General features: G+C 74.1%; 13 protein-coding genes and 1 pseudogene. 5 read left to right on the top strand and 9 right to left on the bottom strand.

What is annotated here, in order from left to right; all coding sequences use genetic code 11:
- Window positions 1-69 precede the first annotated feature (69 nt).
- The gene (locus OG946_RS27535) at window positions 70-1,140 is read left to right on the top strand and encodes a hypothetical protein (protein WP_326798675.1); all 1,071 of its coding nucleotides are present in this window, start codon (window positions 70-72) and stop codon (window positions 1,138-1,140) included.
- 52 nt (window positions 1,141-1,192) lie between these two features.
- Here OG946_RS27535 and OG946_RS27530 read toward each other — a convergent pair whose 3' ends face one another.
- A complete protein-coding gene (locus OG946_RS27530; RefSeq protein WP_326798674.1) occupies window positions 1,193-1,843 on the bottom strand; it encodes a LysE family translocator in 651 nt (216 codons plus the stop codon).
- A gap of 445 nt (window positions 1,844-2,288) precedes the next feature.
- Between OG946_RS27530 and OG946_RS27525 the strand changes: the two genes are divergently transcribed.
- Window positions 2,289-3,023, top strand: a complete 735-nt coding sequence (locus OG946_RS27525; protein WP_326798673.1) for a GAF and ANTAR domain-containing protein — start codon at window positions 2,289-2,291, stop codon at window positions 3,021-3,023.
- Window positions 3,024-3,106: 83 nt separating this feature from the next.
- On the opposite strand, the gene OG946_RS27520 is transcribed toward OG946_RS27525, so the two are convergent.
- The 3 genes from OG946_RS27520 to OG946_RS27510 all read right to left on the bottom strand — a co-directional run bounded on the left by OG946_RS27520 (window position 3,107) and on the right by OG946_RS27510 (window position 5,227).
- A complete protein-coding gene (locus OG946_RS27520; protein ID WP_326798672.1) occupies window positions 3,107-3,592 on the bottom strand; it encodes a hypothetical protein in 486 nt (161 codons plus the stop codon).
- A gap of 85 nt (window positions 3,593-3,677) precedes the next feature.
- Entirely contained in the window at window positions 3,678-4,385 is a 708-nt protein-coding gene (locus OG946_RS27515; RefSeq protein WP_326798671.1) for a S1 family peptidase, read from the bottom strand.
- Window positions 4,386-4,621: 236 nt separating this feature from the next.
- A complete protein-coding gene (locus OG946_RS27510) occupies window positions 4,622-5,227 on the bottom strand; it encodes an Rv1733c family protein (protein ID WP_326798670.1) in 606 nt (201 codons plus the stop codon).
- Between the two features lie 229 nt (window positions 5,228-5,456).
- Between OG946_RS27510 and OG946_RS27505 the strand changes: the two genes are divergently transcribed.
- Window positions 5,457-6,152 carry a response regulator transcription factor gene (locus tag OG946_RS27505; RefSeq protein WP_326798669.1) on the top strand — a complete coding sequence of 232 codons (696 nt, stop codon included), beginning with the start codon at window positions 5,457-5,459 and terminating at the stop codon, window positions 6,150-6,152.
- A gap of 42 nt (window positions 6,153-6,194) precedes the next feature.
- Here OG946_RS27505 and OG946_RS27500 read toward each other — a convergent pair whose 3' ends face one another.
- Window positions 6,195-8,003: a sensor histidine kinase gene (locus OG946_RS27500; RefSeq protein WP_326798668.1), complete on the bottom strand. Its 1,809-nt coding sequence runs from the start codon at window positions 8,001-8,003 to the stop codon at window positions 6,195-6,197.
- Between the two features lie 229 nt (window positions 8,004-8,232).
- Here OG946_RS27500 and OG946_RS27495 point away from each other — a divergent pair, with 229 nt between their 5' ends.
- Window positions 8,233-8,805 carry a TIGR03086 family metal-binding protein gene (locus tag OG946_RS27495; protein ID WP_326798667.1) on the top strand — a complete coding sequence of 191 codons (573 nt, stop codon included), beginning with the start codon at window positions 8,233-8,235 and terminating at the stop codon, window positions 8,803-8,805.
- Between the two features lie 19 nt (window positions 8,806-8,824).
- Here the strand turns inward: OG946_RS27495 and OG946_RS27490 are convergent, their stop codons facing one another.
- From OG946_RS27490 to OG946_RS27475, 4 genes are all read right to left on the bottom strand, one after another.
- Window positions 8,825-9,295, bottom strand: coding sequence for a PaaI family thioesterase (locus OG946_RS27490; RefSeq protein WP_326798666.1), 471 nt, complete (start codon window positions 9,293-9,295; stop codon window positions 8,825-8,827).
- Between the two features lie 34 nt (window positions 9,296-9,329).
- On the bottom strand, window positions 9,330-9,914 hold the full coding sequence (locus OG946_RS27485) for an ATP-binding protein (RefSeq protein ID WP_326798665.1): 585 nt from the start codon (window positions 9,912-9,914) through the stop codon (window positions 9,330-9,332).
- A gap of 294 nt (window positions 9,915-10,208) precedes the next feature.
- A complete protein-coding gene (locus OG946_RS27480; protein ID WP_326798664.1) occupies window positions 10,209-10,976 on the bottom strand; it encodes an enoyl-CoA hydratase/isomerase family protein in 768 nt (255 codons plus the stop codon).
- 129 nt (window positions 10,977-11,105) lie between these two features.
- Window positions 11,106-12,344: a L,D-transpeptidase gene (locus tag OG946_RS27475; RefSeq protein ID WP_326798663.1), complete on the bottom strand. Its 1,239-nt coding sequence runs from the start codon at window positions 12,342-12,344 to the stop codon at window positions 11,106-11,108.
- Between the two features lie 408 nt (window positions 12,345-12,752).
- Here OG946_RS27475 and OG946_RS27470 point away from each other — a divergent pair.
- Window positions 12,753-13,214 (top strand): annotated as a pseudogene (locus tag OG946_RS27470) (MFS transporter); the annotation flags it as partial.
- Window positions 13,215-13,216: the final 2 nt, after the last annotated feature.

Raw genomic sequence — 13,216 nt, 5'->3', positions numbered from 1 at the left:
GGAAAACCCCTCGTGCGCGGGGACCGGCCGCGGTACGGTCGCGCTCTCGGCGACGGCGGGAGGCGGCTCATGCACGGTCCGCCCTCCGGCGCGCCCGCGGACGGTCCCGTACCCCCGGCACCCGGTGCCGAGCTGGTCTGCGACGAGTCCGGCTACGAGGGCGAGAACCTCGTCGGCGGCATCACCGACGTCTTCGCCCACGCCGGGGTGGCGATCCCGGTCGCGGACGCGGCCGACTGCATCCGCGAGCTGCGGGACCGCATCCGCTCCCCCGCGACCATGTACAAGGCGAACCACCTCCAGCGCGAGAAGCACCGCGGCACGCTGCTGTGGTTCCTCGGCCCGGACGGGCCCCTTCCGGGCCGCGCCCGCGTCCATCTGACGGAGAAGTCCTTCTTCGCCGTCGCCCGGGTCGTGGACCTGCTGGTGTCCGGGACGGACCCGGCGGACGCGGCGGCGATGCTGCGCGGCGTGCACGCGCGCGGCCCCGCGGGCGAGCTGTACCGCGCGGGCCCGCGCCTCTACGGCGGCGAGCGCTGGCGGGCGTTCCTCGCCGCGTTCAACGAGCTGATGTGGATCAACACCCGCCGGGGCGCGGAGACGTCGGCCGACGGCTTCTTCGGGCTGGCCGACGAGCTGCACCGGGCCGGGGCGCCGGGCGAGGCCGGGCGGATGCTGGGGCTCGTACGGCAGGCGCGGCCGCGGGCCGAGGCGCTGCGTGCGGCGCTCCTCGAAGACCCGCGGACCGTGCCCGCGCTCGACTCGCTGCTGCCGGCGCTGGCCGCGGCGGTCGCGTACTGGGGGCGGGACGGGACGCCGGTGACCATCGTGCACGACCGGCAGACGGCGCTGACCGGGGAGCGCGTCGCCCGGCTGTACGACGTGTGCCGGCCGCCGCGCGCGCACCTGCGCGAACTGCGGTTCATCGACGCGGACTCCGACCCGCGGGTGCAGCTCGCCGACTTCCTCGCGGGGATCGCCCGCAAGCGGGCCTCCGACGCACTGGCCGGCCTCGCCGACCCCGAACTCGACGAGCTGCTGCGCCCGTACGTCGCCCCCGACTCGGCGTGGGGCGACGCGCGGAGCTGGGCGCTGCTCGGCCCAGAACCCGCGCCCCGGGCGGGCCTCACCCCGGCCTGAGGGGCGCCCGGGTCCCGGGCGCCGCGGTGCCCGCTCAGCGCGGGGTGGCCGCTCAGCGCGGGGTGGCCGCCAGCCGTACGGCCAGGCCCGCGAAGACCGTGCCGCTGAAGATGTTGAGCCCGCGCGCCAGCCGGCGGCTGCGGCGCAGCGCCCGCGACAGCCGGCCGGAGAGCAGGCCGACCGAGCCGTCGACGCAGAAGCCGACGACGACGCCGGTGATGCCGAGGAGGAGCAACTGCAGCGGCAGATGGCCGCGGCCGGGGTCCACGAACTGCGGCAGGAACGCGATGTTGAACATGATGACCTTGGGGTTCAGCAGGTTGGTGATCATTCCCTGCCAGAACGCGCGGCGCCGGCGCGGCCCGCTGCGCCTGCCGTCGGCGCCGGCCGCCGCGTCGTCCTCGTCGCCGGGCACGGAGCGGTCCCGGAAGGCGCGGATCGCGAGGTAGAGGAGGTAGGCGGCGCCGAGCCAGCGGAGCACGTGGTAGAGCACCGGCAGCGCGCCGAAGAGCGCGGAGAGCCCGAGGGCGGCGGCGCAGGCGTGCACGAGCATGCCGCAGGCCACGCCGGCCGCGGCCATCACGCCCATGCCGGAGCCGCCGCGACCGCCCATGGCCACGATGAACATCATGTCGGGGCCCGGGGTGATGGAGAGCACGAAGATCGCCACGACGAAGGCGGCGAGGAGGGACAGGTCGACCATGGCGGCGATACTGGCACCGCGCCGCCGCCCCGGGCGACCGAATTCCGGATGCCGGTACGCGGCCGCGGGTGACCTGTCGCCCGGCCCTCGTACGCGGGGGCCGCGTGGCGCCCGTAGCACCGCGGCATATGCCATCCGGGGGTCCGTACGACCGCGGAACGCTCGCTGAACGCCCGCGTCCGCGGGGTAGCTTCGCCCCTCGTGCCGCAGCCGTCTAATGTGGTCTGCCACGACCACCCCGGACCCCGGTGGGCCGTCGCCGGAGCACGAGCGAACCGCCCATCGCTGGGAGCAGATCCCGGTGCGCCCCCACCTTCGACCGGGAACCACTCCCGAGTTCAGCCCACGTACCCGGATGCGGGCAGCGGGTCGCGCGTGAACTCCGGCGGCACGTCCGGCCGCACATCCGGCCGGCACAGCAGCCGTGAAACGAGGTGACGACCCCATGCCCGAGGAGTCGCGAGAGGAAGGTCTGGCCGCCGCGTTCGTGGACCTGGCCGACACCCTCGACAGCGATTTCGACGTCGAGCAGCACGCGCGCAGGCTGGCGCTGCACTGCGCCGAGCTGCTCGACGTCAGCGCCGCGGGCGTCGTCCTCGCCGCCGACGGCGGTGCCGCGCTGACCGCGTCGGCCTCCGACGAGCGCGCGCACGCCCTGGAGAAGGCGGAGGTGGAGTGGGGCGAGGGCCCCGCCGTGGACTGCTACCGCACGGCGAGACCCGTGCCCGCCATCCCGCTCGCGCACGCGCGGGCCCGCGCGGACTGGCCCCGCTTCACAAGCCAGGCGCTGGAGCTGGGCTTCGCCCTCGTCGCCTCCGCGCCGATGCAGGCCCGGGGCACGACGGTCGGCGCACTCACCCTCTTCCGGGACCGGCCCGGCACCCTGCACACCGCACAACTGCGGCTGGGCCAGGCGCTCGCCGGCGTCGCCACCCTCGGCATCCTGCAGCAGCGCGCGCTCGCCGAGCAGACGGCGGTCGCGGCGCAGTTGCAGAACGCGCTCAACTCCCGCATCGTCATCGAGCAGGCCAAGGGCGCGCTCGCCCAGCGCCGGAGGATCGCCGTCGACGAGGCGTTCCGCCTGCTGCGCGGGCACGCCCGCAACAACCGCAGGCCGCTGGCCGACGTGGCCCGCGAGGTGGTCGAGGAAGGATTCGACCTGGCGCCGCAGGACGGCTGAATCCGGCCCGTGGACGGCCGGTTCCGGTCGGTCGGCACGCGCGCCGGGGGCGCGTGGCCGGCGGGCGGAAGGCGGGCGGCCGGTCAGGACAGGGCGAACGTCGGCGGCACGCTGGGCAGTTCCATCGCGGCGTCCAGGAACCGGTCCTCGCGCGGCGGCAGGAACTGCAGCGTGCTCGCGTGCGCCGGTCCTTCCGCCGTCATCGCCCACATGCACAGCATCGCCGCGGGACGCCCCGCGGGACCGGGCGAAGCCTCCAGCGTGGCATAGCGCACCGGCGCCCCCAGCGGCGCCGTCACCAGCACGAAGTGCGCCTCCGGCGGCGCCACCGCGGGCGGCAGCGTGACGAGGACGGAGTCGTGCCGGACGAGCCGGCCCACGGGCCGTTCTTCCGACTGCTCCCGGGCGGGCAGCCCCGCCCCCGCCTGCCGCCACAGCGCCCGCAGCTCGGCGTCGAGCGAGCCGTCGAGCGCGGCGGCGAGCAGGCGCTCCGGCGCGGTCAGGGCGAGGTCGCGGAGCACGGCGTGGGCGAAGGCGCAGTGCTGGCGTCGGGCATCCGTAGCATTCATACATCAGTTCTATCCGAGCCCACTGACAACGCCCCTCCGGCGGGCGGCCGTTCACCCGGGCCCGGGTGAACGGCCGCCCGCCGGCTCAGGGCAGGGTGAGCCCGTACGCCTTGAGTGCGGGGACCACCGGCTGGTAGAACGTCGCGCCGCCGGAGCTGCACGAGCCGCCGGACACGATCAGGCCGAGCGCCGTGCCGCCGGAGTAGGCGGGCCCGGCGCCGTCGCCCGGTTCGACGCAGACGTGTGAGCGGAACAGGCCGAAGACCGTGCCCTCGGGATAGCTGATGGTGTCGTTGACAGAGACGACCGTGCCGCAGTGCACCCCGGTGGTCCGGCCGGCGTGGCACACCTGCTGCCCGACCGAGGGCTGGGCGGCGCCGGTGATCTGGATCGTCCCCGGTCCCGCCGCCAGCTCGCCGGGGTAGGTGAAGGCGGGGTTCGTGTAGCGGATCAGGGCGTAGTCGCCGCCCGGGAAGCTCACGCTCTCGGTCCTGCCGATCTCCACCGTCCTGGCGGCGTCCGCGTACCAGACCGGCCCCGCGGCGTCGACGCAGCGGCCCTGCATCAGGGCGTAACGCTCCCCGCCGCGGCCCGCGTTGAAGCCGACCGGGCAGGATGGTCCGGTGCTGCTGTAGAGCACGTCGCCGCCGCGGACGGCCTGGCCCTGCGCCCCGGCGGCGGGCGGGGCGAGGGCGGTGAGCACGGCGAGGAGCACGGCGGCCAGGACGGCCGCCGCCGGGGTGAGCCTCAGGGGGGCGGGGTGCGGGGTGAGCGGAGCGCGACGTAAGTTCACGGATCCTCCCGTCGTGGGGTCGGCGACCGCATTGTCGCGCAGGGCCGAGTGCCCCGTACAGCAGAGCCGTTCGGCCCTATTCGGGTGCGTATCACCCGCGGCATGCTGGTTCCGCCTCGGCGAGCCGTGGCGTGGGGGGTGAGAGCCGATGCGGCGCGGAAGCCCGCGCCGCATCGGCTCGCCTTCGCCTTCGCCTTCGCCGTCCCTCCCGTACGGCCGCCGCGCGGGCCGGCCGGCTACCGCTCGGAGGGTCCCGCGCTCCCCTGCCGCCAGTGCGGCTCCACCCGCGCCCAGTCGCGCTCCCACTCCTCCGCGCGCCTGCGGTCGAGACGTACGCGCACCACGGTCCTGGTCCCGAACACCAGGCATCCCACCACTCCGGCCGCTCCGCCGGCGGCCACGGCGCTCTGCACGCCGGTGTCGCCCGCGGGCGGCGGCGGGTCCACGGCGTGCCGGCCGGCCGCGTCCGTCCAGATCTCCGCCTCGGCGCCCTTGAGCAGCCCGGCGGACACCCGCGTACGTCCGGTGTGCGCCCGCCCGTCAGTGTCCCGCCAGCGCACCTTGGTGGCCACCTCGCCGCCCGACCACCCGTCGCCCCGCAGCATCGTCAGCGGCGGCGCGTCCTCCAGCAGCACGGCCGTCGTCCGCTGCCGCTCCGCGCTGCGGCTGCTCAACTCCTCGTGGACGGCGGCCGCGGACGCCCAGGCGGCCGCGGTGCCGCCGAGGGCGAACACCGCGACGGCGCCGAACGTCACCCAGCCCTCCAGCACGTCCGTACGCCGTCTGAAGGGGTTGCGCCGGCTCCACACTCTGCGTACCGGGCGGTCCCCCTCGCGCCCCATGCCCGCTCCCGCGGCCATCGGCACCCCCCATCCGCTTCCCTTGCGCCCGGGTAAAGGCTCTCGCACCGACTGTCGCACTTCGGCCCCCGTTCGGCGAGAACCGGGCGGACGCCGACGCGCGGGTCGTAGCATCCGGGTGCCCGCAACGTGCCGGTCATGGGCCCGTTCGGCCCTACCCCCGGGGCCCGGCGGCCAAGGACGATCGAGCCAGCCGAGCAGGAGCTGAAAGGTGTCCGACGTGACAGTGGAAAGGAAATTCTCGGCGGCCCGCCCCATCAGGGTCTTCCTCGTCGACGACCACGAGGTGGTCCGGCGCGGCCTGCGCGACCTGCTGGAGGCCGAGCCCGGCATCGAAGTGACCGGCGAGGCGGGCACGTTCGCGCAGGCGCTCGCCCGCGGACCCGCGCTGCGGCCCGACGTCGCCGTGCTGGACGTCCGGCTGCCGGACGGCGACGGGATCGGGGTCTGCCGCGAGCTGCGCTCGCGGATGCCCGAGCTGGCGTGCCTGATGCTGACGTCCTTCGACGACGACGACGCGCTGCTGGACGCGATCATGGCGGGCGCCTCGGGGTACGTGCTCAAGCAGATCAAGGGCGGCGACCTGGTCTCCGCGGTACGGACCGTGGCCTCCGGGCAGTCCATGCTCGACCCCGCCACCACCGCCCGGCTGATGACGAACCTGCGCCGCGACGACGTCCCCTCCGCGCCGGAGAACGAGGTGCTCGCCGGTCTTTCGCCGCGCGAGCTGGACGTGCTGGAGCTGATCGGCGAGGGCCTGACGAACCGGCAGATCGGCCAGCGGCTCTACCTGTCCGAGAAGACGGTGAAGAACCACATCTCCCGGCTGCTCGCCAAGCTGGGCGTGGAGCGCCGCATACAGGCGGCGGTACTCGCCAGCAAGGCCCACCGCCCGCCGGGCGCGTGACGCCCGCCGTACGCGCCTGCCGCGGCCCGCGCGCCGCGCCGCTCACCCCCGGCCGGGGTCCTGCCCGCTCCCGTCCGTGCCGCCCCCGCCGCCCTCCCGCCCGTCCGCCTGCTCCCCCGGGCCGCCCCGCTCCTGCACCGCCCGGCGGTCCAGCGGCACCCGCCACACCAGGCGCGTACCACCGCCGGCCGGCGGGTCGAGCGTCAGCTCGCCGCCGAGCTGCCTGGCCCGCTCCGCGATGTTCGCGAGCCCGCTGCGCCGCCCGCCGTCCGGCAGGCCGCGCCCGTTGTCCGTCACCGTGAGCGCGACCAGGCCCTGCCCGGCGATCACCGTGATCTCGACCGACGACGCGCCCGCGTGCCGGGCGGCGTTGGACAGCGCCTCCCCGAGCACGGCCACGAGGTGGTCGGCCACCGGCGCCGGCACGTCGGTGTCGAGCAGCCCCTCGGTGCGCAGCACCGGCGTGAACCCGAGCGTGGCGACCGAGTCCTTGGCCTGGCTGAGCACGCGCAGCCGCAGGCCCTGCGCGGTCGGCCCGTGCTCGTGTCTGCGCAGGCCGAAAATCGTGGTTCGGATGATCTTGATGGTCTCGTCCAGGTCGTCCACGGCGCGCAGCAGCCGCTCGGTGCCCTCCTCGTGGGTTACGAAGCGCACCGCGCTCTGCAGCGTCATGCCGGTGGCGAACAGCCGCTGGATGGCCAGGTCGTGCAGGTCCCGGGCGATGCGGTCGCGGTCCTCGAAGAGCGCGAGCTGCTCGGCGTCCCGGCGCCGCTGGGCCAGCTCCATGGCCACCGCCGCCTGCCCGGCGAAGCCCACCAGGGCATCGGTCTCCTCCGGGCCGAAGCGCTCGCCGCCCGCCTCCCGGCCGACGAGCAGCACGCCGCGCAGCCCGTCGCTGGTGCCCAGCGGTACGGCGACCGCCGGGCCGATGCCGTTTTCCGGCAGCCCGCCGTCCCGTACCCGGGGGTCCTTCGTCACGTCGTCGCTGATCGCCAGCTCCACCCGGGTGAAGGCGGCGCCGGACAGCGTCCCCTTCATGGGCAGCGTGCGCCCTTCGAGCACGTCGGCAGCGGTGCCCTGGGCGAGCACGATACGCAGCTCGTCGGCGCCCTCGGCGGGCAGCGCGACGGTGCCGAGGTCGGCCTTGAGGATGCTGCGGGCCCGGTCGAGCATCAGGCCCAGCACCTCTTCCTCCTGGGCGCCGGAGAGCAGGGTGTTGGTCACCTCGCCGCTGGCCTCGATCCAGCGCTGCCGGCGGCGGGCCTCCTCGTACAGCCGGGCGTTCTCGATCGCCACGCCCGCGGCCACGGCGAGCGTCGACAGGACCGCCTCGTCCTCGCCGTCGAACTCCTTGGCGCCGCGCTTCTCGGTGAGGTAGAGGTTGCCGAAGACCTCGTCGCGGACCCGGATGGGCACGCCGAGGAAGGAGTGCATCGGCGGGTGGTTGGGCGGGAGCCCGTACGAGGACGGGTGGTCCTGGAGCTCCTGGATGCGCAGCGCCTCGGGGTGCCGGATCAGCTCGCCGAGCACGCCGTGCCCCTGCGGCAGCGGGCCGATCTCCTCGTACTCCTCGACGGAGATCCCCACGGGGATGAACTGCGCCAGCCGCTCGCCGTGTTCGATGACGCCGAGCGCACCGTACTCGGCGTCCACGAGCACCACCGCGGCCTCCACGATCCGCCGCAGGACCTGGCGCAGGTCCAGCTCCCTGCCGACCGTGAGCACCGCCTCCAGCAGGCTGTGCACCCGGTCGCGGGTGCCGCGCACCTCGTCGATGCGCAGTTGCAGCTCGTCCAGGAGCTGGTCGAGCTGGAGGCGGGGCAGGTGCCCGCCGTGTCCGCTTGTCGCCATCGCATCCCCCCACAGGACCCCGGGTGGTCAGACAGCACCTCCCCGCACCACGGTAGCCACGTCGTCACGCTCCGGGAGCCGTTCCCGGTCACCCGAATGCACGATGCGGCACGGGCCTGCGGAAAGCCTCACTCAGTGTGGACACCGGCGGGGCTTCAGGCCGCGGGGGCGGGTGGCGGGGGGCCCGCTCGGCGGGCGGGCCGCCGGTGTGCGGCCTTACCGTGGGCATATGGCAGAGAACGAGGCCCTGGCCCTGCACGCCGCCGCGCTCGATCAGTTCACCCGGCACGTCCACCAGGTGGGTCCCGACCAGTGGGGTGCGGCCACGCCGTGTACGGAGTGGAGTGTGCGGGATCTCGTCAACCACATGGTCGTCGAGCAGTTGTGGGTGCCGCCCCTGCTCGCCAGGGAAAGGGTCGCGGATGTGGGCGGCGAGTTCGAGGGCGACCAGCTCGGCGACGATCCGGTGGAGGTCTGGGACGGCGCCTCCGCCGAGGCCCGCGCCGCCTTCGCGGAGCCGCTCGCCCTGGCCCGTACGGTGCACCTGAGCTACGGGGACAGCTCCGCTGAGTCGTACTGCCTGGAGATGGCCGTGGACGCGATCGTGCACTCCTGGGACCTGGCCCGGGGCATCGGCGCGGACGACGTACTGCCCGCGGAGCTGGCGGAGTTCGCGCTCGGCCAGGTGGAGCCGCAGGCCCGGGTGCTGGCGGCCAGCGGGCTCTTCGCCGACCCCGTGCCGGTGCCGCCGGACGCGGACGCGCAGACGCGGCTGCTGGGGCTGACCGGGCGCCACGCCTGAGCCTTGGGGCTTCCGGGGGTTACGCGTCCGTGCGCTGCGGGGCCGTGAGGATCGTGCCCTGCGCCACCGCGCACAGCTCGGGACCGCGCTCGCCGTCCGCGGCGGCGCCGCTGTCTGGGGCGTTCGGGGTGTCCGGCCCGACCGCGTAGATGTCGCAGCGGCAGACGGCCTGGCGCCGGCCCGCGTGCACCACGTACGCCTCGGCCCGCAGGGTGCCGTCCCGCGCCGGGCGCAGGTACTGGACGGAGAAGCCGCCGGTGAGGACCGCGGGACCGAGGACCGTGCCGGCGGCGAACGTCAGCGCGTTGTCGGCGGCGTAGGCGAGCAGGCCGCCGTGCGCGTAGCCGAACTGCTGGCGCAGGTCGTCGCGGATGTCCACCTCCAGCGTCGCGGCGCCGTCCGCGAACGCGGTGATCCGGGCGCCGAGCAGCCGGCTGAACGGCTGCTCGTCGAGCACCTTCTGCGCGAAGTCGATCCCGAGGTCCGTCATGTGACCCCACGGTAACGGCTGTTGAGCCGTACCCCTAGCTCCGCTCGGGTTCGCACAGTTCGACCCAGGTGCACTTGCCGCGGGGCAGCAGGTCCACGCCCCAGCGGTCGGCCACCTGGTCGATGAGGAACAGCCCGCGCCCGCTGGTGTCCATGTCGCGTACGGGCATCAGGCACGGCAGCGCGCGCGAGGGGTCGCGCACCTCGATGCGGATCCGGCCGCGCCCCCGCGACATGCGCAGCCCGAACGTGCGCGCCCCGGTGTGCCGTACGGCGTTGCCGACGAGTTCGGAGACCAGCAGCACGGCGTGCTCGGCGAACCCCGGCGACATGCCCCAGTGCCGGACGACGACCGCCTCGGCCAGCCGGCGGGCGGTCCCGGCGGACTCGGGCCGCGACGGCAGCCGCACCTCGCCGACGGCGGGGTTGCCCCAGTGGTCCATCGGGGCGGGGGCTTCGGTGCCCGCGGCACCGTCGGCGGGGGCCGCGGTGGGGAAGCGCCGGTAGGCGGGCGAGGGCAGCGGCCGCAGCAGCTTCCTGCGCGACCGCCGTACGGCGAGGGCCTCCGGATGTGCCGGCTCGTCCCGGTGGAGTTGCTGGATGTCCTCAAGGCCCGCCATGGCCTCATGATGGCGCGGGCGGACGTCTTTGGGAGCATTTCCGCGCCAACAAGTCCTGCGGAAACCTACATTCCGTGAACGTTCCCAGGCATATGCCGGAGCCACCTTGCCTCGGTCCCATCCCGCTGAACTGCGTAAACCCCCCGGTGACCGGCGGCCGCAGGACCCCAAAACGCCCGAATCACCGAAGTCTTGCTTCCGGCGCTCACTACCCCCGGCCGGGGGTAGTGGTCACGGAGCGTCGCCGGGCGCCCGGGGCGGCGGAACCCGCCCGGAGGGCGCCCGCGGACCGGCTCAGCGGAACTCCGCCTTCCCCGGCCCCTTCTCCACGAAGCTGCGCATCCCGGTCTCCCGGTCCTCCGTCGCGAACAGCCCCGCGAACCAGCTCCGCTCCAGCGCGAGCCCCGTCTCCAGGTCCGTCTCCAGACCGTGGTCCACCGACTCCTTCGCCGCCCGCAGCGCCATCGCGGGCCCCTTGGCGAGCCGCGCCGCCCAGGCGTGCGCCTGCTCGTGCACCTCCGCGTCCGGCACCACCCGGTCCACCAGACCGATCGTCAGCGCCTCGGCGGCCTTGACCATCCGGCCCGTGAAGATCAGGTCCTTGGCCCGCGAGGGCCCGACCAGCCGGGCGAGCCGCTGCGTGCCGCCCGCGCCCGGGATCAGTCCGAGCAGGATCTCCGGCTGCCCCAGCTTCGCGCCCTCGCCGGCGATCCGGATGTCGGCGCAGAGCGCCAGCTCGCAGCCGCCGCCCAGGGCATACCCGTTGACCGCGGCGACGACCGGCTTCGGCACCCGCGCCAGCGCCGTGAACGACTCCTGCAGACCGCGGCTCCGCGCGACCATGGCCGCGTGGTCCATCGCCTGCATCTCCTTGATGTCGGCGCCGGCGGCGAAGACCTTCTCGCCGCCCCACACCACCAGGGCGCGCACGTCGTCACGGCCGGCCGCCTCGGCGGCGAGTTCGCGGATACGGTCCTGGACGGCGATGTCCAGGGCGTTCATGGGCGGGCGGTCCAGGCGCAGCGTACCGACGCCCTCGGCGACCTCCAGGTATGCAGTCATGCCACCACACGTTAGCGCTCATTAACGCCGCGGGGCCCGGTGCGCTTGCTCACACACCGGGCCCCGCGTGCCGTCCATCCGGATCATCCGGCGGGGCGGCGACAGTTCTCTTCCGTCACTTCTCTTCGATCACTGCGGTGCGGTCCACTCCTCCCAGGACATGTTCCAGCCGTTCAGGCCGTTGTCCGGGGCGATGACCTCGTCCTTGGCGTTCTTGACCTCGACCACGTCGCCGATGAGGGAGTTGCGGAAGAACCAGGAGCCGGGCGTCGACTTGTCGCCGCCGCCGCGGGCGTCGTACAGGCCGATGCAGCCGTGGCTGGCGTTGGCCGAGCCGAACGTGGCCTGGCCCGACCAGTAGTTGCCGTGGATGAAGGTGCCGGAGGTGGAGAGGCGCTGCGCGTGCGGTACGTCCTTGATGTCGTACTCGCCGCCGAAGCCGACCGTGTCGCCGTCCATCCTGGTGACCTCGAGCTGCTCGGTGATCACCATCTTGCCGTTCCAGGTCGGCGTGGACGGCGCGCCCGTGGTCACCGGGATGGTCTTGATGTTCTTGCCGTTCCGCTCGACCTTCATCTTCTTGCTGTCGGCGTCGACCGTGCTCACCTGGCGGCGGCCGATCTCGAAGCCGACGTCCTTGTGCTGCTCGCCGTAGACGCCGTCCGCGCCCTCGACGCCGTCGAGGCGCAGGCTGAGCGTCACGTTCGTGCCGGGCTCCCAGTACTCCTCGGGGCGGAAGTCCAGCCGCTGGTTGCCGAACCAGTGGCCCTCGATCTCCACGTCGGAGTCGGCGGTGACCTCGATGGCCTCCTCGACCTCCTTCATGTTCGCGATCGGCTGGTTGAAGTTGATCGACACCGGCATGCCGACGCCGACGGTGCTGCCGTCCTCGGGCGTGAAGTGGCCGATGAAGGTGTTCTCCGGCACGACGGTGGTGAAGGTGGTGTCCTTGGCGGACTCCAGTCCCTCGGAGTCCTTCGCGACGGCGTGCACCTTGTACTCGGTCTGGGTACGCAGGTGGCCGGTCGGCTTCCACTCGGCGCCGTTCTCCGAGAACTCACCCTTGACCTCGGTGCCCTTCTCGTCCGCCACCTTCACGGAGACGAGCTTGCCCTTGTCCGCGGTCACCTTCAGCTCGCCCTGGGTGCCGACCGCGTCGGCGCCGTCCTTCGGCGTGATCGCGACGACCGCCTGCGAGACCTTCTGCTCCTCGCCGCCCGAGCCGGAACCCCCGGAACCGCCCTTGCCCCCGTCGCCGTCCCCGCCGTCGGAGCCGCCGCACGCCGTCACCACGACGAGCACGGTGCCGGTCAGCAGCGCCGCCAGGCTGTGCCGGGTACGTCCCCTTCGTATCCGCTCCACCTTCAACGCCGTATTCTCCCCTCGGCCACACCGAGCCAGAAGTCCCCCGCGCGTGGTCCATGCGCGCCCTTGCGTTCAAGGTATCCCCAGCTACGGAGATGTGACGCCGCGCGATTGTCACCGTTCGGTCCCAACTGGTACGCGCTGCGCAGGCACTTGCGGCGCGGTGATCCGGTGGCGCCCCGGGAACCGCCGGGTGACACTGCAACCCGATGACCTCCTCTTCCGCCTCGTCCACGCCCTCGTCCCCCTGCCCGCAGGACCCGGCGCGGCGCGCCCGCCCGCCGGAGATCCCCGCCCCGCCGCACGCCGGCCCGCCGGCGCTGCCGGAGCCGCCGCTGCGGCCCCTGCGCAGCCGCGAGTTCGGCCTCTTCTTCGTCGCCCGCGGCATCGCGAGGCTCGGCGACATGATGGCGCCCGTCGCGCCCGCTGCGCGCCGGGGCGATCGCGGCGCTCGGCTTCGGCGCCCAGCCGGCGGCGGTGGGGCTCGGGCTGCCGGTGCCGGCGATCGCCGGGGCGATGGCGGTGGCCGGGGCGGCGCTCGCCTTCTGGGGCGTGATGTGGGCGACGAGTGTCCAGACACAGGTGCCGCCCGCGGCGCTGAGCCGCGTGAACGCGTACGAGATCGCCGGCTCCGTCGCCATGCTGCCGGTCGGCAACGCGCTCGCCGGGCCGGCCGCGGGGGCGTTCGGCGCCCACGCGGTGCTGGTGTTCAACGGTGCGCTGGCGGTGCTGACGGCGTGCGCGCTGCTCGCCGTACCGGCGATACGCAACCTGCGCAGGGTGGACGGCGTACGCAAAGATCCCGTCAAAGGGGACACCCGGCGGACGGATGCGCGCATGACCGACAGGTCAGGAGAAGGGAAAAGAGGGTGAGC

Origin of the sequence: Streptomyces sp. NBC_01808, assembly GCF_035917395.1 — a bacterium.
In the GTDB taxonomy this organism is placed as follows: domain Bacteria; phylum Actinomycetota; class Actinomycetes; order Streptomycetales; family Streptomycetaceae; genus Streptomyces.
Note: the sequence above shows the minus strand (reverse complement) of the source record. Positions and strands in the feature narration are given on the sequence as shown.

Excerpts from the sequence above, each read along its gene's own strand:
- OG946_RS27490 (WP_326798666.1), bottom strand. The coding sequence starts at position 9,295 with ATGACGGACCTCGGGATCGACTTCGCGCAGAAGGTGCTCGACGAGCAG.
- OG946_RS27525 (WP_326798673.1), top strand. The coding sequence starts at position 2,289 with ATGCCCGAGGAGTCGCGAGAGGAAGGTCTGGCCGCCGCGTTCGTGGAC.
- OG946_RS27530 (WP_326798674.1), bottom strand. The coding sequence starts at position 1,843 with ATGGTCGACCTGTCCCTCCTCGCCGCCTTCGTCGTGGCGATCTTCGTG.
- OG946_RS27520 (WP_326798672.1), bottom strand. The coding sequence starts at position 3,592 with ATGAATGCTACGGATGCCCGACGCCAGCACTGCGCCTTCGCCCACGCC.
- OG946_RS27480 (WP_326798664.1), bottom strand. The coding sequence starts at position 10,976 with ATGACTGCATACCTGGAGGTCGCCGAGGGCGTCGGTACGCTGCGCCTG.
- OG946_RS27485 (WP_326798665.1), bottom strand. The coding sequence starts at position 9,914 with ATGGCGGGCCTTGAGGACATCCAGCAACTCCACCGGGACGAGCCGGCA.
- OG946_RS27535 (WP_326798675.1), top strand. The coding sequence starts at position 70 with ATGCACGGTCCGCCCTCCGGCGCGCCCGCGGACGGTCCCGTACCCCCG.
- OG946_RS27500 (WP_326798668.1), bottom strand. The coding sequence starts at position 8,003 with ATGGCGACAAGCGGACACGGCGGGCACCTGCCCCGCCTCCAGCTCGAC.
- OG946_RS27495 (WP_326798667.1), top strand. The coding sequence starts at position 8,233 with ATGGCAGAGAACGAGGCCCTGGCCCTGCACGCCGCCGCGCTCGATCAG.
- OG946_RS27510 (WP_326798670.1), bottom strand. The coding sequence starts at position 5,227 with ATGGGGCGCGAGGGGGACCGCCCGGTACGCAGAGTGTGGAGCCGGCGC.